The organism is Pseudoalteromonas rhizosphaerae, assembly GCF_902498845.1.
Classification (GTDB): Bacteria; Pseudomonadota; Gammaproteobacteria; order Enterobacterales; family Alteromonadaceae; genus Pseudoalteromonas; species Pseudoalteromonas rhizosphaerae.
In genome coordinates this window covers 208806-228627 of sequence record NZ_CABVLM010000007.1, presented here as the reverse complement: position 1 = coordinate 228627, position 19822 = coordinate 208806, and the positions used below count along the sequence as shown (strand labels likewise).

Here is a 19822-nt window from a genome sequence, read left to right as displayed (position 1 = left end):
TTTATAAGTTTGGTTTAAGCACCTCAAATAACGCGTTAATATGATCGTCTCTATCATTAAGCGCAGCTATATAACGGTATTTTTCACCGCCAGCTTGTTCAAAAATCTCTCGGTTTTCACCTTCTAATTCTTCAAGTGTTTCAAGGCAATCAGCGCTAAATGCAGGGCTGATAATAGCCACGTCTTTAATCCCTTCGTTTGGTAAGCTCTCAAGGGTTGCATCTGTGTAAGGTTTTAACCACTCGGCTTTACCAAAACGGCTCTGAAAGGTGCTGATAACTAAATCTTTATCGAGTCCGAGCTTTTCGACCACTAAGCGAGTGGTTTGTAAACATAAGCAATGATATGGGTCGCCATTATCTAAAAACTGTTTAGGCATACCGTGGTACGAAAACACTAATTTTTGTGGCATACCGTGTTTTTCTAAATCTTCGCTAATGCTGTTAGCGAGTGACTCTAGGTAGGTTGGGTTTTTGTGATACCCATTTATAAAGTGAAGCTCTGGCACCCAGCGCCATTTTTTTAATACATTCGCCACGGCATCAAATGTTGAGCCTGTGGTTGGGCTTGAATATTGTGGGTAAAGTGGCAACACAATAATGCGGGTTAAGCCTTTATCTCTAAGCTCTTCAAGGCCGGCTTCGATTGATGGATTACCGTAGCGCATCGCCATAACCACTTCGGTATTGGTATAGCCATGCTGTTTTAATAAGGCATTTAATTTAAGGCTTTGCTGGCGTGTAATATGGGTCAGTGGCGAGCCATTTTCAGTCCAAATACTTTTATATAGTTTAGCTGAGCGTTTTGGGCGAATACGCAAAATGATGCCATGCAGGATGATCATCCACACAATACGCGGTATTTCTACGATACGAGGATCTGACAAAAACTCACGTAAGTAAATGCGCAATGCACTTGCTGTTGGGGCATCGGGGCTGCCTAAGTTGGTCAGTAAAATCCCTGTTTTTTGATTAAAACGCTGATCATGAGGGTTATCGGTAACGGCTGAAAATCGCGACACGCAATGCTCCTAAAGCAAAATAGACGGTTATGGAATATAGGCTATTAATATTAATAGCCTATTGTAACGAATGAAAGGGTTAATAGGATCACTGATTTACAATGATTTGATCATGATCCTAAATGGAGTCGGTTTTTTAGCTTCTAGTTGCTGTAACTTTTCAATGGATTTAGCACTAAATATATGCCCCTTTGGTAGCAACATAATACCCGTGTGACTATGCAGTGCATGGCTAAGTACCATATTGATAGCTAGCTCTTTGGCCGTTATTATTTTCATCGAGCCTACTTTTGCTTGCTGCTTAATGCATTTAACTCGGCAAGCCTCCAAAGCTTGCACTAATTTAGGATGGTAAAAGTTACCGCTGTACATTTTTACTGTTTCGAGTGCATGTTGGTGCTTTTCTTCATCTTTTAAATTACTTTGTTCAAATGCATCCCAATAGTCACGTGCAAGCGCGAGTATCATTGCACTAAGAGGAATATCATTACCTTTTAATCCTTTAGGTAGGCCATTTCCGTTATAGCGTTCGTACTGGTGATAAATGGCGTCAGATACTTCATGCAGATGAGTCGCAGGCATTAACATCAATTGTGCTGTACTTGGATGCGTATAATAACTTTTGCGTTGCTGTTCATTAAGCGCATGCACGGGTTTTTCATAAAGTGCGGGATCCATTGCTAACAGCCCTATCTGAGCTAAGTAACCAGCCATTGCCGCCATTTCTATATTTTTTGGTGGTAGCTGCAACTGTTTTGCTATTTGCGTACAGGTATTGGCAATGTTCTGCGCTTTGGTGCCATCTAAATATGGATTGGCATTAATGAAGTTATAGAGCAACTCAACTGTTGAACTATGTTCGTGTTTTTCATGGGCGTTGGCAATTTCGAGTTTTTTAAGTACTTGTTTTATTTGTTTGGTTCTTTTTTCAACGCGCTGTTCAAGAGAGCTATTAAGTTCTTTGAGGACTTCATTATGGCGATTAATTTGTTGTTGGAGTTTCAGGTTTTGTTTTTTAAGTTGATATTTTTCAATACTGTCGGTGATGGAACGTAGTAATAAGTCATTTTGCCATGGTTTTTGGATATAGCCATGGATCTTGCCTTGATTAACAGCTGCTAAGGTGATTTCGATATCTGCATAACCAGTAAGTAAAATACGCTGAGTATCAGGTGCTAATTTTTGCGCTTGTTGAAAAAATTCAGCGCCATTCATTTTTGGCATCCGCATATCGCTAATAATTACATCAAATTCATACTGTTTGATTAATTTTAGTGCATCTATAGGTGAATCACTGGTAAGTACCGTAAGTTGCTGCGTTTTGAACAGCCGCGATAAAGAACGTAGTACAATCTCATCATCGTCAACGCATAATACTTGCATGGTTGGTAGGTCTGCTGATTGACTCACGATTGTACCTATGGATAAACAATATTATTAACCATAGCCTGTCTGCTATGGTTTTTCTAATTAAACCGTGTCATTGGCATCAATTGTGCTAATTTTAATGACAAGATAATCGTTTTTAATTGCTGGTTAATTAAGATGGATGCGATAGATGAAGACTACAAGCAAGCTTATTTTCGTGAACGTATCGCGCGTTTAAAGGCTGAGCAGCTGATTGAAGATAAAAGTCGCGTTTTATATGCACTAAATGAAGAGTTAATAAAAAAAGTAGCTGATCTTGAGTATCAACAGCAGTTATTTATTCAAGCAGAAAAAATGGCTACTTTAGGTACCTTATGTGCCGGGGTTGCCCATGAAATTAATAATCCCTTAGCTTATGCAATGAGTAATGTAGAAAGTTTGCAACAGAGCATGCATGGCTTTTGTGAGTTACTTGATTTAAACCAGCAATATTTAGCCAAGAGGATTAGTGAAACAAATTTTCAACAACAGTTAGCATCACTTAGTGAGCAGCAATCATTTGCTGAACTGCAGCAAGATATTCATCAACTAGTGGCCGATAGTGCAGAAGGCTTAAGGCGCATTAATCAAATCGTGAGTAATTTGCTTAATTTTGCGCGACCAACAACTAACAAGAAACAATTGGCTGATATGACAGATGCTGTGAAAAATGCGCTTAAATTGCTTAAAAACCAATTAAAAGGTTGTCAGTTAACCACATCAATAACGACATTGCCGCTGAGTTATTGTGATTTGGCAACCATCAATCAAATAATGGTTAACATACTTATTAATGCTTCACATAGTTGCGAAGCATTAATTGATAGACAAGCACATATTCACGTGCAAGTTGATAGCGACGACCAGCAAATAATTATTAGTGTTAATGACAATGGTTGTGGCATGAGTGAGCAAGTGCTTGCAAAAGTTTTTGATCCATTTTTTACTACTAAACCAGTTGGCAGGGGGACCGGTATGGGCATGCCATTAGTGTACACTATGGTTAATGATCATCAGGGAAAAATTGAAATTGAGAGCACTGTAAATATAGGTACATGTGTGCGATGTATATTTCCAGTGTTGAGTGAGCGACCTTAACTCAGGCAAAAACCATTTAACCAGAGTTAGGTTAAGAAATAATTTGCTTTTAAATTAGCCAATTGTTGGTTAGTGTAGATATGAATTTTATAACAACTTGAGGGTGAATAATGCTTAATGAAAAAAGTGAATTGGTTCTTAGGGATTATCTAAGTCAGCACCCTGAACTAAAAGTGGTGAGTTCTGACAGCGTGATTGGTTTCATCAGTGGGTTATTGGCGTGCTCGGAATTTTATGGCGAGTCAGAAATTGCCAATTATATTGCTGATAAAAATGACCCTATTTATACCCGATTAATGACAAGCTCAGCGGAGCATGACGCAATGATCACGCTGCTGGATAATGTAACCGAAGCTCAGGTGGCGCAGCAGCATATACTGGCAAGTATTTATCCTCATGGTAAAGATGCTAAAGCGCCGAGTGAGCAACTACAACAATGGTGTGTAGGCTATTTAGCTGCTTATATGGTGAATCAAGAAGTATGGCAGCATGACTTTAACTTTTTACTCAGTGCCGATAAACAGGTCGTTGAGAATCAGGCGGATGGACAGTTATTTATTGATAACTTTGAAGCGACGCTTAATTTACTAGCCACTTTTGCGATGTGGCCAGATTCGCTCAAAGAGCATCCAGAACCTGCGGTACTTAGTGAAGGCTTTGCGCTACTGTATACCGGATTAGATGAAAGTCTTACTGGCATTGCATCCATGGCATTGATGCTAGAAGACGAGAAACTGGCTTTGTGGGAAGAAGAAGGCTAGAAAACATAGTTTTAACAACCAGCATGATTTGAATAATCATGCTTTTTTTTGTTTGAAATTCAATCAAAAACATGAAATAGGAGAAAGTTTAGCTAATTTTTGCATATATCGACCATTGTCGCAGTTAAATATGTTTCTTTTTATATGTGTATGTTGCTAGGATGTTTGCCAAGGCGTAATTTTGTAAATGACGCTTGATCACACTAATTATAACTTTTATTAATTTACCTGTTTACTACTGCAATCGAGTAAACAGGTGAAGAGTCAACAGGGTCGAACAACACACATGACAACACTTCGTTTAAATACATTGGCTATCGCCGTAGGACTTGCATTTAGCACCTCTTCAGTTATTGCTGAAGAAGCAACAGTTCAAGCAGAAAAAAATATAGAACAAATTTCCGTTTTAGGTTCACGGGTTTCTAACCGCACAGCAACTGAATCTTCGTCACCCATTGATTTAATTGACGCTGATGATTTAAACAAAGGTGGCTTTACCGAGCTTGGCCAAAGCTTACAAGCTACAGCGCCATCGTTTAATTTTTCGCGTACTCAAGTATCAGACGGCTCTGATTTATTCCGCCCAGCAACATTACGCGGCTTACAGCCAGACCAAACGCTGGTTTTAGTAAACGGTAAGCGCCGTCATAATCAATCTATTTTTGGCCTTAATGGAACAGTTGGTGCAGGTGCTGCGGGTACCGATATGAATGCTATTCCACTTACGGCACTTAAAGGGGTTGAAGTATTACGTGATGGTGCAGCAGCGCAGTATGGCTCTGATGCTATTGCTGGGGTCATTAACTTATCACTGAATAACTCAACAGGTATAACAACTGGTTATGTACAATATAGTGAAACAGCTGAAGGTGATGGCGAGACTATTTCAGCGGGTTTAAATCGCGGTTTTGATTTGGGCACTGAAGGCGGTTTTATTAATTTATCTCTTGAGTATCGTGATGCCGATGGTACTAACCGTGCAGAGCGCGATACCGGTGGTTCGCTTGATGTAGAGCCAGGTACGTTATCTGACAACGTTCGTTGGGGCCAAGGTAATTCGGAAAGTGAATTTACCTCGTTATTTTATAATATGGCATTGCCAATGGGCGACGGTGAGCTTTACTCGTTTGGTGGTTACTCTGAGCGCACTGCACTGGGTAACGGCTTTTACCGTAACTTTAACGAAGCATCTAAAAATGTTACTCAAGTATACAGTGATGGTTTTTTACCGCGCATTTATAACGAAGCACAGGATATTTCTATTGCGCTAGGTTTTAAAGGTGATATTAATCCAGATTGGAATTACGATGTATCGGCAGTTTATGGTGAAAACCAATATGACTTTACATCACGCAATACATTAAACGCTTCTTACGCGGCGGAGTATTTATTTAATAATCCAACGGCAAGTGATGCTGAGATAGCAGCAAATGCAGGCCCAAGTGGTGGTTACTCAGGTGGTTTTAGGTTCGATCAAACAACAGTTAACCTTGACGTAAATGGCATTGTGGACATTGGTCGCGGCGAACCGCTCTATGTAACAATTGGTGCAGAGTATCGTAAAGAAAATTACCAGATAGTGCCTGGTGATGAAGCATCGTACGCATGTGGTTTAGCAAACATGGATACATCGTATCCATCAGTGAACGACCCTGAGCAATTTGCACAATGTGGCTTTCAAGCTTATAACGGTTTGCGTCCAGAAGCTGCAAATCAGAGCGACCGTAACAGCTACGCATTTTACGTAGATGTTGAAACTATGCTTACTGATGCATGGAACGTCAGTGGTGCACTTCGCTATGAAGATTTCTCTGATGCTGGAGATGACTTAATTGGTAAGTTAGCAACGCGTTATGAATTTAACGATGACTTTGCAGTACGTGGTGCGGTATCTACTGGCTTTAGGGCCCCTTCGCTGCAGCAAAGTGGCTATACAGCATTTACTACTAACTTAGGATCCGACGGCACGTTAACGCAATCATTTACTGCAAATACGGGCACTGCTTTCCCAAGTGCACTAGGTGTAGATAGCTTAAAGCTTGAGACATCGACAAACTACAGTGCTGGTTTTGTTTACGATGTAACAAGCGAACTTTCGTTAACGGTTGATTTTTACCGCGTAGAAATTGAAGACCGTATTACACTTGGCAGTTTATTAACGGCTGACGATGTATCGTTTAGCTCTGAGGCTGTTGCTGCTTTACAAGCAACCGGCGCTGTACAAGCTAACTACTTTTCAAACTCAGTTGATTCAACCACTCAAGGCGTTGATATAATTGCATCATATCGTACAGATGTAGAAGGCGGTAACTTTGGTGTTACTTTTGCGGGTAACTTAAACGATACTAAAATTGATGGTGTAAACGCAGCGGACGGCATTCCAGAATCGGTTGCATTTGATGATTTACAACGCAGCTTTTTTACCGACGGACAGCCTAGTGAACGAGCAACACTTACCTTTGACTACGAACGTGATGCATACACTTCAACAATTCGTTTTAATTACTTTGGCGAAACCGATGTAAAATATTTTGGTAACGATCATATACCATTACCGGGTGAGCTTTCGCCAACAGGTTCGTTTAAACCAACAAGTACGGTTGAATCTGCAGTGTTAGTTGATTTAAACGTGAGTTACCAAATTAACGATATGTTTGTGCTTTCGGTTGGTGCCGATAACGTATTTGATGAAACGCCAGATGAACTAGGCGATGACGAAGTACTAAACTTTATCACCAATGGCGCATTTAAATACCCTGTACGTGCATTGCCTTATGGCTTTGATGGCAGAAGTTATTACGCAAAAGTAAGTTTTAGTTTCTAAATTTATAGTTGTTTATTAAGCCCGCAAATAAGCGGGCTTTTTGATTTAAAATACTTGTATTTTTTTATATCAAGCATACAATCGCAAAACTTTTAAAGAGGAAAAATAAATGAGTAAACGTCGTTCTAAAGTGACTAAATCTACAACATCAGTAGATACAGGTCGGGGTGTTATTCGCGATAATGCATTAGCGGCATTAGTGACATCGAAAATTTTTAAACCACAAATTGTAGCTGCTAAAAAAGGCAAAGGCGCTTACAAACGCAACAAAAAACACGCAGGACAAGAGTCCTATTTAATCGCCGCTTAATGACGTTGTGATCAAATAGGGCTTTTATTTAAATGCTATTTTTTACAAAAAATAGCAAGCTCCGACATTTTTTTAAAAACCTCGCTTAGATAATTTTTTTCTAAGCGAGGTTTTTTGGTTATATAGTCTACCACCTTATTGTTTATATCTATTCCCACTCTCATTTACGTTTTCGTAAAACTTGCTAGAGCCCGCGAAGATACTCGCAAATAAAACTTAACCATAAATTAACCTTGCATTCATATTCTGTATGCGAAATTACCTTTTCTTTAAACGGGATGGCTCTAATTTAGTTCTAAATAACGATAAAAATATATTTTGTGGTCTTTTTTTATTAATAAAGTGGCTGTTTTATATACATCATATATCCAAATTAAGTTGACGTATGAGTTAACTGTGGTAGTTTTTAAACTGAGTTGTAAATTTAATGTTATATTTAACCCTGGGCGGAGGAGCTATGAGCTCACAAATGACAATAAAAAATGCTTTTAAGCTAAGTGCGATATCGCTTAGTTTTGTAGGCTTAAGTGCGCATGCAGCAGTTGACTGTAGTGTATTAACACAATGGCAAACGGGTCAAACTCACAGCGGTGGCAGCCAAGTACACGCACAAGATAATGCGTATGAGGCAAAATGGTGGACACAGTCAAATCCAGTTGAAAATGCTGGTGACTGGCAAGATTGGAAACTTTTGGGTTTGTGTGACAGCGCTGTCACAGAAAATCAGGCGCCAAATATTACAGTATTAACCCCCGCAAACAATTCTCAATTTGCTGATAAAGATAGCGTTGTCATTACTGCGCAAGCAACCGATGACGATGGCTCTGTGACAAAAGTTGAGTTTTTTGTTGATGGTGCATTAATCGCAACTGATAGTAGCGCACCGTTTAGTACTAATTGGCCTGCAGTTGTCGGGACACATCAAGTGAGTGCTGTGGCAACCGATGACGATGGCGCGCAATCTACGCAGGTGATCAATACGATCAGTGTTACTGAGATCGTGGAGCCGGTTAATCAAGCACCGGTGGCAACAATTAGTTTCAGCAGTTTACCAACAGAATTAACGGTTGGCTCACAAGTGGTGTTTGCGCTTGCTGGTACTGACAGTGATGGTCAAGTAACGGCACTTAACTTTGCGGTTAATGGTGCTGATGTGCACCAAGCAAGTACGGCATCAAGCAGTTATGCTTGGCAAGCAACAGCGCTTGGTCAGGCAACCTTTACGTTAACGGTAACTGATAACGAAGGCGCAACAGCCCAAGTAACAAAGCTGCTTACTGTTGTTGAAGAAAATACCGGACCAGTGACTGGAACTGATTGTCATCCGCAGGGGTTATATCAAACACCAGGTGTAAATACGCCGTATTGTACTGTGTATGATGCAGATGGTCGTGAGATAATGGGTGTTGATCATCCGCGTCGTGTAATTGGTTACTTTACCAGTTGGCGCAATGGCGCAAATGGCCAACCGAGCTATTTAGTAAATGATATTCCATGGGATAAAATAACTCATATCAACTATGCGTTTGCCCATGTTGATGCCAATAATAAAGTATCGATTGGCGATCCAAATGCTGCAGGTAATCCAGCTACAAATATGGAATGGCCAGGAGTGGTAGGTGCCGAAATGGACCCAAGCTTCTCGTATAAAGGTCACTTCAATCTTTTAAACAAATTCAAAAAACAACACCCACACGTTAAAACATTAGTATCTGTAGGTGGTTGGGCTGAAACGGGTGGTTTCTTTGATGAAACGGGCCGCGTTGAAAGTGGTGGTTTTTATACCATGACGACCAATGCAGATGGTTCAGTTAATCAAGCGGGCATTGATGCCTTTGCAAAAAGCTCAGTCGAGTTCATTGAAAAATATGGTTTTGATGGTGTTGATATTGATTATGAATACCCATCATCAATGAAAGATTCAGGTCATCCTGATGATTTCCCAATTTCAAATGCACGTCGTGCAGGTTTAAATGCATCTTACCAAGTACTAATGAAAAAGCTGCGCGAAGAGCTAGACCGTGCTGGTGAAAAAGCGGGTAAACATTATTTACTAACAATTGCATCGCCTTCTTCAGGTTATTTACTACGTGGTATGGAAACATTCCAAGCGGTTAAATACCTCGATTACGTTAACATCATGTCTTATGACCTTCACGGTGCATGGAACTCGCATGTTGGCCACAATGCGGCCTTGTTTGATACCGGTGTTGATTCTGAACTAGCGCAATGGGGGGTTTACACAACAGCTGAGTTTGAAGGGATTGGTTATTTAAATACTGATTGGGCGGTACGTTATTTTCGTGGCGCAGTATCGGCAGGGCGTATCAATATTGGTATTCCTTACTACACCCGAGGTTTTAAAGATGTCAGCGGGGGTACTAATGGGCTGTGGGGGCAATCTGCACTACCTAATCAAGCTGATTGCGCAACAGGTACCGGCGTTGGTGAAAAGAACAAGTGTGGTAATGGCGCATTAGGCATTGATAATCTTTGGCATGATAAGAACGATGCAGGCCAAGAAATGCCAGCAGGTTCTAACCCGTTGTGGCATGTTAAAAATCTTGAGAACGGCATTGTTGGTTCGTACTTAGGTGTGTATGGCTTAACACCAGAGACTGATGTTGATGATCAATTAACGGGTACTTATACACGTCACTATGACAGCGTTGCTGTTGCACCTTGGTTATGGAACTCAGAGAAAAAAGTATTCCTATCTATTGAAGATGAGCAGTCTATGGCAGCTAAAGTTGATTACGTAATTAACAATGGCCTTGGCGGTATCATGTTCTGGGAACTTGCTGGTGATTATGATTTTGACTCAGCAAAAGGTGAATACTTCATGGGTTCTACCTTAACAACTTTGGCTTATGACAAGTTTAACCAAAGTGGTGTGGCGTACGACACTCATCCAGGTAATCCAAACTTTGTTGTACCAACTGAAGCGGTCGATGTAACGTTTGCAGCAAAAGACTTCCCAATTGGTGATGATAACTACCCAATTAGCCCAACATTTGCGTTCACTAATAACTCCAATATTGATCTAAGCGGTGCGAAAATTTCGTTTGATGTACCTGTATCAACATCGGCTATTTTTAAATCTAACTGGAACGCACAAGAAAAATTGGGCATGGCAGTTGAAGTAAATGGCTCAAATGCCGCAGGTAACAACATTGGTGGGTATGAAAATGAATTCCACCGTTTTTCAATCACTCTGAACAATGAATGGGGCGGTCAACCGAAAGACTTCAGTGGTGGCAAAACAGTCAATGCGCAAGTTATGTATTACATGCCAATTACCGGTCCTAGTAACTTTACTATAGAAAAAGATGGCAAAGTTTACGCGTTCAAATTTGAATACCCACAATTGCCTGATGGGACTACCGGTGGCGGCGACACCACGGATCCTGGTAATGGTGGTGGCGATACATCTGGTATGTGTGAAGGTGTGGCTGTGAGCTCAATCCCTGTATATCCAAACTTCCCTCAAAAAGACTGGGCAGGCAATCCAAGCCATGCCGCAGGCGGTGACTTAATGGTTCATAACAGTGCCGTTTATAAAGCGAAGTGGTGGACAAGTTCTGAACCAGGAGCAACAGCTGACTGGACTAAAAGTTGTAGTCTGTAAGTAAATAATAGGGGCAAGTTTGCTTGTCCCAAAATTTCAGCTTTTCAAGGACAAAACAATGAAAGCTATTAAATTTAAAACTTTATCACTCTCGGCAGTGGCAAGCAGCGTATTACTAACAATTATGCCAGCGCAAGTGAACGCCCATGGTTATATGGATAGCCCAAAAGCGCGGCAAGCTTTTTGCCAAGCCGATGGTGGGTATTGGTGGCCAGAAGATGGCACTAATATTCCAAACCTTGCTTGTCGTGCCGCATTTTTAGAGTCGGGTACTGTGCAATTTGTACAAGATATTGAGTTTTCAGTTAATACACCGGACTACTTAAATCAAGCTGCGGTAGAGGCTAAGGTACCAAATGGGTCGTTATGTGCCGGTGGTGACAACGCAAAGCGTGGTATGGATTTACCTTCGCCGCATTGGCAACGCAGTGATGTGGTGCCTAATGCCAATGGTGAAATTCAAATTCGTTACTTAGCAGCAACGCCGCATAATCCCAGTTTTTGGCAGTTTTATTTAACTAAACCAAGCTTTAATGCAGCAACAGATGTATTGACGTGGGCTGACTTAGAGCTAGTTCAACAACATGAAAATATTGACGTTATCAAAGATACCGATGGCAAGCGTTATTACGAAATGAATGTTGCTATTCCACAAGGGCGCAGCGGCGATGCTATTTTATATAGCCGTTGGCAACGTATTGATGTGGTGGGGGAAGGTTTCTATAACTGTAGCGATATCAATATTGTGACAGACGCAGGGCCGACGGATCCGAGTGTTTGGTCAAGTGTTGGTTACTTTGTTCGTCAAGGACAAAATGCCATTGCGGGTGACACTGTTTGGGCACGTTTATTTGATGAAAATGGCCAAGAGGTTATCAATCAGCAATTAAAAGTGACCACTGCGAATCAAGCGAGTTGGCAGCAAGCACTGGCACAACAACTGAACTTAGATTATGCCCATTTAGTACAAATTGGCGTGCAAAATCAAGCCGGTGAGGTGGTTTATAACAGTACTGATGTACTGACTAATCAAGTGTATAGCAGTAATGAAAATTACACTTATAGCTTAAGCGTGCAAAGCGCTCCCACTAATACTGCGCCAATTGTACATACGCCAGATGATTTAGTTGTCGATGAAAACACCAGCACAGCCTTACACCTTCATGCTTTTGATGATGAACAAACGCAATTGAGCTACAGCTGGTTAGTGCCAGCACCACTGAGCTTTACCGGTGGTGACGCAAACGTGGTGATTAGTGCGCCAGAGGTATCAACAAGCACAGATTATACCGTGTCAGTGTCGGTTTCAGATGGTCAATTAAGTACTCAAACTAGTTTTAAAGTCACTGTAAATGACAGCGTTATCACTGATCCTGATGTTGTAGCTTGGAGTAGTAGCGCTGTATATCAAGCCGGTGACAAAGCCAGTTTTCAAGGAGTTGTTTATACCGCGAAATGGTGGAGTCAGGGTCAGCAACCTGATAGCTCTAATGCATGGCAAAGCGATTCACAATCGGATGTGAATAACGATTGGAATGCAAGTAAAGCCTATCAAAGTGGCGCTGAAGTAACCTATCAAGGACAGCGCTATAGCGCTAAGTGGTGGACTCAAGGTGATACACCTGGACAAGCCAATGTATGGACCAAACTTTAATAAGAAGCCTAAGTTTTGTAGTTCAAACTTATTAAATAATTAAATTAATAATGGATAAGAGAGAAATATGAATATTAAACAGTTAACAGCAGCCATTGGCGTTGCTCTATTTGCAAGTACAGCCGTTGCAGCACCGTCTACACCAAGTATTAATTGGGAACCGCAACAATATTCGTTTGTTGAAGTGAACTTAGAAGGTAACGGTTCTTATAAGCAACTTGTTACCCGTGTGGATCTGGTGAGCATCAATATTCAATGGAGTGCATGGAGCGGTGACGGTGGTGACAGCTACAAAGTTTACTTTGATGATATGTTGGTAAATGAAGGTACACTTGCTGCAGGTTCTAAAAGCGGAACTATTTCTTTCCCTTATGACAAAGCTGGTCGCTATACATTGTATGTAGAACTATGCGAAGGCGGTACTACTTGCGCACGCAGTGCTGGTAAGCCAATCGTAATTGCCGATACCGACGGCGGGCACTTAGCGCCACTGCCGATGGATGTTGATCCTAATAATCGTGATATTGGTACCAAAGCAGGGTTAGTGACCGGTGCGTATTTTGTTGAGTGGGGTATTTACGGTCGTGATTATGATGTAACAAACATTCCAGCACAAAACTTAAGCCACATTTTATATGGCTTCATTCCAATTTGTGGTGAAAATGCATCATTAACTGGCAGCCCTAAACAAGCACTTGAAACAGCCTGTGCAGGCTCTGCTGATTATGAAGTGGTTATTCACGATCCATGGGCCGCTGTGCAAAAAGCATTACCAGGTGTGGATGCAGCGGATCCAATCCGTGGTACTTATTCACAGTTAATGGCACTTAAGCAGCGTTACCCGGATCTTAAAATTTTACCATCAGTAGGTGGCTGGACGCTATCTGACCCATTTGGTGGTTTTACTAATAAAGCTAACCGAGACACATTTGTAGCATCAATGGAAGAGTTTTTAAGAACCTGGAAGTTTTACGATGGTGTTGATATTGACTGGGAATTTCCTGGTGGTGACGGCCCTAACCCAGATATTGGCGATCCGATAAATGATGGTCCTGCATATGTTGCGTTAATGCAAGAGCTGCGCGCTATGCTTGATAAGCTTGAAGCTGAAACAGGCCGTACTTATGAGCTTACGTCAGCAATTGGCGCTGGTTACGATAAAATTGAAGACGTTGACTACCAAGCCGCTAGCCAATACATGGATTATATCTTCGCTATGACTTATGACTTTTATGGGGCATGGAGTGGCGTAACTGGCCATCAAACTGCGCTTTATTGTGGTGAGCATATGAGCGTAGGGCAATGTAATGGTACGGGCGTAGATGAAAACGGTGAGCCACGTAAAGGCCCTGCTTATACAACAGATAACGCAGTACAGTTATTATTAGCACAAAATGTAAACTCGAAAAAAATTGTTGTTGGTACTGCTATGTATGGCCGTGGTTGGGAAGGTGTTTATCCAACAGGCACCACTATTGATGGTAACCCTATGACAGCAACAGGCTCCGGTCCATTAAAAGGCTCAACAGCACAAGGCGTGTGGGAAGATGGCGTTATTGATTATAAAGGCATCAAAACTCATATGATTGGTGCTGCAGGTACTGGTGTTAATGGCTTTGAAGTAGGCTACGATGACCAAGCGCAAGCGGCGTATGTGTGGAATCGCGCCACAGGTAAACTAATTACTTATGATAGCCGTGAGTCAGTGCTAGCTAAAGGTGCTTATGTTAATCAATATAACTTAGGTGGGCTATTTGCATGGGAAATTGATGCCGATAATGGCGATATTCTCAATGCTATGCACGATGGCTTAGGCGGAGTTGTTACACCGCCAAGTAATAAAAAACCAGTGTTATCAGTATCAAGCACTGTAACCGTGAACGCTGGCGAAAGTGTTTCTGTCAGTGCTTCAGCAACAGATGCCGATAATGATCCACTAACGTTTAGTTGGACTGCATCACCTGAGTTAACAGTATCTGGCAGTGCAACAAGCACATTGGCAATTACTGCACCTAACGTAACCCAAGACAGCCAGTTTACCGCAACCGTCAGTGTAACTGATGGCAAAGCAACGGTAAGCCAAAGTGTTTTGGTTAATGTCATCGCGCCAACAACTGGTGACAACACTGCACCGACAGTTGATGCGATTGCTGATATCACTATTGAAGAAGGCGCTTCTGCAGCAGTAACGGTTGTTGCCTCTGATGCGCAAAACGACGCACTTACTTATACATGGAATGTCCCTGCAGGTCTTACATTAGTGGGCAGTGGTGCCAGTGTTAATCTTACGGCCGGCGCAGTAGCTGCAGATACAAACTTAACAGTATCTGTGGCAGTAAGTGACGGCCAAGTTGCTACCACTCAAAGCTTTACTGTAACGGTAACTAACACCGATACAACGCCTCCTACAGGTGATACGTGGGATGCCAGTAAGGTATATGTTGGTGGCGATACTGTTGTTTATAACGGCGTAACATACAAAGCTAAATGGTGGACTCAAGGTGATCGTCCCGACTTAGGTGGCGTTTGGGAAGCAATTACGCAACCAACAGATGATACAGGTGCTCTGGTTTGGCAGTCATCAGCAACTTACAATAGCGGTGACCAAGTTTCTTATGGTGGTAACAAATACCAAGCGAAGTGGTGGACTCAAGGAAATGAGCCCGGCGTAGCAGACGTATGGAAATTACTTTAATTAGCCTAATAATCAAGCCTACTTTTAGGTAATAAATTAAAGTGTAATTTACTCACATAAAGCAGCTTTCGGGCTGCTTTTTTTGGTTTTTCGAGTCAGATGCACCATACTGTACAAAGCGTCTATAATTTTACTAGGCTGTAGTTATTAAATACATTTACTTATTTTTGATATTGTTGAGTCCAATTAGTAACAGCTGCGAAAAAACTCTGCAAGTAGGGGTGATATTACCTTGGCCACCATTTGTCTTTGATGGTGAGCAGGCTCTTACAGGAATAGATGTAGAGATCAGCCGTTTGGTGTTAACGCATGCTGGATTCTGTAGTCAGTTTGTGTCTTTACCGTCATCAAAGCGCGGTTTAGTTGAACTTGAAAAAGGTCGCGTGGATATATTAACTGCTGCGAGTTTCAATCAACAACGTGCCCAATATAGTCACTTTTCAACCCCATATAGACGTGAGAAAATGCGGCTGTTCTGGTATGAAGATACTAAGTACCTAACACACGATTTAGCCAGCCTGTTGGCGCAACAAAAAACCATAGCCGTAAATAATGGTGGTTATTATGGTAAAGAATTTGAGCAGCTAAGCAAAGTCACAAACAATAAAGATTTACTTGTACGAGTACCTTTGCTCAAGCATCGGCTATATATGCTAAAAGCTAAACGCGTCGATTTTATGATTGATGATGAAATATCTGGATTATACCTCATAAGCCAAGAAAAAATCCCCGGTATTACACTGCATCCTTATGTTATTCATGATAATCCAATCCATTTTATGCTCAGTAAAAAAACGGTCACGATGGACAATGTGCGCTCCATTAATGCAGCGATCATTGATATGCAATCGAATATCAAGCAAATAATTGCCAGCTATACCTATTAATTAACTAGCTATAATTGATACCACTAAAGCTGCGCACGTTTTACTGTGTCTGAAGGATTTTCGCCAAATAATTGCTTATAGTCTTTAGCAAACTGGCCCGGATGCCAAAAGCCCCAATTGGCGGCAATCATTGAAATGGGTTTATTTTGTTGCGGATCACTGAGTTCACGGCGTATTTGGTTAAGCCTGGTCATGCGTAAAAAACGCAGCGGATTGATGCCTAAAATACTTTCAAAGCTGTATTGTAAAGTCCGTCGACAAACGTAGGTAAACTCACATAATTGGGTGATAGTCACTATGTTGTCTGGGTGATCGTGAATAAATTCTTTCGCTTTATCAACAACGTTTTTACGGTGTTTATAACTTGGGGTTACTTTTTGCTGGGGGAGTTGTGATTGCAGTAAGTGCAGCACTAAATTTAATAAAATATCGTGTTGTAAAGCCGCACTTGCTCCACCGCCATTAGCATAAATGATTTGTTCAATGCATTCACGAGCACGTTGCAGTGTTTGTGGTGATGTTGTAATACGCGGTGATCCATGTTCACAAATGCCCTGAAGCGACAACCCTTGTCGCTGAGCAATTTGATGAAGGGTATCTTGATTGATCACCATGCCATAAATATTAAATTGCGCAGGGGTGATCAGCTCAAAGTTGCAATCACTTGGGCGGCACATTAATTGATTATCAGCGATGGTGAGACCGTTAATTTTACTGTTTTGTGCGTTTACCGGAATGCCAAGCCATAACGCATTTGGCCATACTTTACACTGTTGTCGTAATGCGCACTGGGTATACTCTTTAAACACTTGCAAACCATCATAAGCCACTTCATCAATACAGCCATAAAAGCGGCCATCACTGACTTGATCATATTTTTGTTGCCAGTTTGTTAGGTTTCCCGCCTGCTGGTCCACATCGGTTGTAGCTAAAGTGCACTTACTTGGTGCATTTGTCGGTAAATTATGTTGCATAGTTGCGTATTACACCTCAGGCTAATTATTACAAGTAAACAGTAGTTGTCCGATTTTTAATTTTAACTATATGATTTTTATTGTTTAAGTAAAATTTGCCAAAACTTGATAGTTGCTTGGTACGCTATAAGCTACCTTAAAAGAATCGTTGTACTGTTTATTGCTTTATTTATTGTTTTTTATTGTAGTAAAAGCAATAGCTGTGCCTATCCTTTTTAACACACATTTTGTCAGCAAGGTAAGTTTATGAGTAAATCGTATCGATACACGTTAGGAAGTAAAACCTACCAGTTTAACAATCTCGCACAGTTAATGGCTAAAGCGACCCCGCAGCGCTCTGGTGATAGCTTGGCAGGTGTTATTGCCAGTTCTGCAGAAGAGCGAGCCGTGGCACAAATGACGCTGGCAGAAGTCCCTTTAAAAACATTCTTGAACGATGCTTTAATCCCTTATGAAGACGATGAAATTACTCGGCTAATAATAGATGAACATGACTCTAACGCATTTGCAGCAATCGCACATTTAACGGTAGGTGATTTTCGTAATTGGCTGCTGAGTGATCACGCAACAAGCCATGTTTTAGCGACAATCAGAGCGGGTATTACCCCCGAAATGGCTGCTGCTGTTAGTAAAATAATGCGTAATCAAGATCTGATCTTAGTTGCCAAAAAGTGCCATGTCACGACTGCATTTAGAAATACCATTGGCTTACCTGGCCACTTATCAACACGCTTACAGCCTAATCATCCAACAGATAATGTAAATGGCATTGCCGCGAGTATTTTAGATGGGCTGCTGTATGGCAGTGGCGATGCCGTAATTGGTATTAACCCTGCGACTGATAATGTTGCACAAGCGATTAAATTAATGCGCTTAATGGATGATGTGATTGAAAAATACCAGATCCCGACTCAAAGCTGTGTTCTCACGCATGTAACTAACACTATTGAATGTATTGAGGCCGGTGCGCCGGTTGACTTAGTGTTTCAGTCTATAGGGGGGACTGAGGCGACTAACTCAAGTTTTGGTTTTAATTTAAATACACTTGCTGAGGCGCAAGATGCAGCACAAAGTTTAAAACGCGGAACAGTAGGCAATAATGTGATGTATTTTGAAACGGGGCAGGGCAGCTCGCTATCAGCAAATGCCCACCATGGGCTTGATCAACAAACGTGTGAAACCCGTGCTTATGCCGTAGCGCGAAAATTCAAACCGTTACTGGTCAATACCGTAGTGGGTTTTATTGGCCCGGAATATCTATTTGATGGCAAAGAAATTACTCGAGCAGGGCTTGAAGACCATTTTTGTGCCAAATTACTGGGTGTGCCTATGGGCTGTGATGTGTGCTACACCAACCATGCTGAGGCAGATCAAAATGATATGGACAACTTACTGACCTTACTCGGTGTAGCGGGGTGTTCGTTTGTAATGGGGATCCCCGGATCTGACGATATTATGCTTAACTATCAAACCACCTCATTTCATGATGCTCTGTATGCAAGGCGGGTATTAGGTTTGCGTCCAGCACCTGAATTCGAACTTTGGCTGGCAAAAATGAACATTATGACAGATACCCAGCAGCATATTTTGTCTGACACGTTACCGTCACAATTTGCGCGTTCTTTGAAAGCTTTAGGTGGTGGACAGCCATGAAAAACTCATCTCCCAAAACGGCACAGCAAATACAGCAACAACATCAAGATAATGGCAAAGTGGTGCATAACCCATGGCGGCAACTACGCAGCTTTACCGATGCACGCATTGGTTTAGGGCGCGCTGGGATCAGTCTTCCGACGGCTGAAATGTTGGCGTTTCAACTCTCCCATGCGCAAGCACGAGATGCGGTTAATTTTCCATTGGATTTAGCCGCGTTAAGTGAACAGCTTGAGGATTTTTGCGCGTCACCACTGCATTTACATAGCCAAGCCGTGGAGCGCAATCATTATTTACAACGCCCTGATTTAGGTCGAAAACTAGATCAAGCATCGCGCGATCAGCTAAGCAATTATATGAGTAAAGCGGCTACAGCCACTGAGTTACACCACGATATCGCAATCGTTATTGTTGATGGTTTATCGTCTTTAGCAGTACAAAAAAATGCCCATCCTTTTCTTGTTCAGTTACTGACGATACTGCGTGAACAACCAGAGCCATGGCGTTTGGCACCGATCAGCTTAGTGGAGCAAGGTAGAGTGGCGATAGGCGACGACATAGGTGAGCTCCTTAATGCCAAGGTGGTGCTGGTATTAATTGGTGAACGGCCAGGGCTAAGTTCTCCAGATAGTTTAGGGCTGTATTTAACTTGGCAGCCAAAAACAGGGCTGAATGATGCTTGTCGTAATTGTATCTCTAATATTCGTCCTGCGGGGCTGTCATATCAGGATGCAGCACAACGAACTTTATATCTTTTACAAGAAGCGAAACGTTTAAACCTGTCAGGGGTGGGGTTAAAAGATCGCAGTCAAGACGATGTGATAGAGCATCAAACGCAAACAACAAACTTTTTACTATCAGAATAATCAACAACGAAAACATAATGTAATTACAACAATAAATAGCAGGA

Annotated in this window: 13 protein-coding genes; 10 read left to right on the top strand and 3 right to left on the bottom strand. The window is 41.6% G+C overall.

The features are described 5' to 3' along the window. Position 1: 1 nt before the first annotated feature. Both hemH and nosR read right to left on the bottom strand, forming a co-directional pair. Complete coding sequence (gene hemH, locus PSR9079_RS12890; RefSeq protein ID WP_149981962.1) at positions 2 to 1021, bottom strand: ferrochelatase; 1020 nt, start codon at positions 1019 to 1021, stop codon at positions 2 to 4. A 96-nt stretch (positions 1022 to 1117) separates the two neighbouring features. Continuing rightward, positions 1118 to 2404, bottom strand: coding sequence for a response regulator c-di-GMP phosphodiesterase, NosR family (gene nosR, locus PSR9079_RS12885; protein WP_149982010.1), 1287 nt, complete (start codon positions 2402 to 2404; stop codon positions 1118 to 1120). Between the two features lie 162 nt (positions 2405 to 2566). On the opposite strand from nosR, the gene PSR9079_RS12880 reads away from it, so the two are divergent. The 8 genes from PSR9079_RS12880 to PSR9079_RS12845 all read left to right on the top strand — a co-directional run bounded on the left by PSR9079_RS12880 (position 2567) and on the right by PSR9079_RS12845 (position 16285). Then, positions 2567 to 3526, top strand: coding sequence for a sensor histidine kinase (locus PSR9079_RS12880; RefSeq protein ID WP_149981961.1), 960 nt, complete (start codon positions 2567 to 2569; stop codon positions 3524 to 3526). 110 nt (positions 3527 to 3636) lie between these two features. Beyond that, positions 3637 to 4287: a hypothetical protein gene (locus PSR9079_RS12875; RefSeq protein WP_149981960.1), complete on the top strand. Its 651-nt coding sequence runs from the start codon at positions 3637 to 3639 to the stop codon at positions 4285 to 4287. A 286-nt stretch (positions 4288 to 4573) separates the two neighbouring features. After that, positions 4574 to 7111: a TonB-dependent receptor plug domain-containing protein gene (locus PSR9079_RS12870; protein ID WP_149981959.1), complete on the top strand. Its 2538-nt coding sequence runs from the start codon at positions 4574 to 4576 to the stop codon at positions 7109 to 7111. 109 nt (positions 7112 to 7220) lie between these two features. Then, positions 7221 to 7421, top strand: coding sequence for an alternative ribosome rescue factor ArfA (arfA, locus tag PSR9079_RS12865; RefSeq protein WP_149981958.1), 201 nt, complete (start codon positions 7221 to 7223; stop codon positions 7419 to 7421). 457 nt (positions 7422 to 7878) lie between these two features. Beyond that, a complete protein-coding gene (locus tag PSR9079_RS12860; protein WP_149981957.1) occupies positions 7879 to 11049 on the top strand; it encodes a glycosyl hydrolase family 18 protein in 3171 nt (1056 codons plus the stop codon). Positions 11050 to 11107: 58 nt separating this feature from the next. Next, on the top strand, positions 11108 to 12703 hold the full coding sequence (locus PSR9079_RS12855) for a lytic polysaccharide monooxygenase (RefSeq protein WP_149981956.1): 1596 nt from the start codon (positions 11108 to 11110) through the stop codon (positions 12701 to 12703). 67 nt (positions 12704 to 12770) lie between these two features. Then, positions 12771 to 15398, top strand: a complete 2628-nt coding sequence (locus tag PSR9079_RS12850) for a glycosyl hydrolase family 18 protein (protein WP_149981955.1) — start codon at positions 12771 to 12773, stop codon at positions 15396 to 15398. Positions 15399 to 15574: 176 nt separating this feature from the next. Continuing rightward, entirely contained in the window at positions 15575 to 16285 is a 711-nt protein-coding gene (locus PSR9079_RS12845) for a substrate-binding periplasmic protein (protein ID WP_179959185.1), read from the top strand. A gap of 23 nt (positions 16286 to 16308) precedes the next feature. On the opposite strand, the gene PSR9079_RS12840 is transcribed toward PSR9079_RS12845, so the two are convergent. Further along, the gene (locus PSR9079_RS12840) at positions 16309 to 17259 is read right to left on the bottom strand and encodes a helix-turn-helix domain-containing protein (RefSeq protein WP_149981953.1); all 951 of its coding nucleotides are present in this window, start codon (positions 17257 to 17259) and stop codon (positions 16309 to 16311) included. Positions 17260 to 17505: 246 nt separating this feature from the next. On the opposite strand from PSR9079_RS12840, the gene PSR9079_RS12835 reads away from it, so the two are divergent. Together PSR9079_RS12835 and eutC are read left to right on the top strand one after the other, a co-directional pair. Next, complete coding sequence (locus tag PSR9079_RS12835; protein WP_149981952.1) at positions 17506 to 18912, top strand: ethanolamine ammonia-lyase subunit EutB; 1407 nt, start codon at positions 17506 to 17508, stop codon at positions 18910 to 18912. Then, positions 18909 to 19778, top strand: a complete 870-nt coding sequence (eutC, locus tag PSR9079_RS12830; RefSeq protein ID WP_149981951.1) for an ethanolamine ammonia-lyase subunit EutC — start codon at positions 18909 to 18911, stop codon at positions 19776 to 19778. Before PSR9079_RS12835 ends, eutC begins: the two co-directional genes overlap by 4 nt. The last annotated feature ends 44 nt before the right edge of the window (positions 19779 to 19822 follow it).

Coding starts and splice junctions, on each gene's coding strand:
- eutC (WP_149981951.1), top strand. CDS start 18,909: ATGAAAAACTCATCTCCCAAAACGGCACAGCAAATACAGCAACAACAT.
- nosR (WP_149982010.1), bottom strand. CDS start 2,404: ATGCAAGTATTATGCGTTGACGATGATGAGATTGTACTACGTTCTTTA.
- PSR9079_RS12875 (WP_149981960.1), top strand. CDS start 3,637: ATGCTTAATGAAAAAAGTGAATTGGTTCTTAGGGATTATCTAAGTCAG.
- PSR9079_RS12860 (WP_149981957.1), top strand. CDS start 7,879: ATGAGCTCACAAATGACAATAAAAAATGCTTTTAAGCTAAGTGCGATA.
- PSR9079_RS12855 (WP_149981956.1), top strand. CDS start 11,108: ATGAAAGCTATTAAATTTAAAACTTTATCACTCTCGGCAGTGGCAAGC.
- PSR9079_RS12840 (WP_149981953.1), bottom strand. CDS start 17,259: ATGCAACATAATTTACCGACAAATGCACCAAGTAAGTGCACTTTAGCT.
- PSR9079_RS12835 (WP_149981952.1), top strand. CDS start 17,506: ATGAGTAAATCGTATCGATACACGTTAGGAAGTAAAACCTACCAGTTT.
- PSR9079_RS12870 (WP_149981959.1), top strand. CDS start 4,574: ATGACAACACTTCGTTTAAATACATTGGCTATCGCCGTAGGACTTGCA.
- arfA (WP_149981958.1), top strand. CDS start 7,221: ATGAGTAAACGTCGTTCTAAAGTGACTAAATCTACAACATCAGTAGAT.
- PSR9079_RS12850 (WP_149981955.1), top strand. CDS start 12,771: ATGAATATTAAACAGTTAACAGCAGCCATTGGCGTTGCTCTATTTGCA.
- PSR9079_RS12880 (WP_149981961.1), top strand. CDS start 2,567: ATGGATGCGATAGATGAAGACTACAAGCAAGCTTATTTTCGTGAACGT.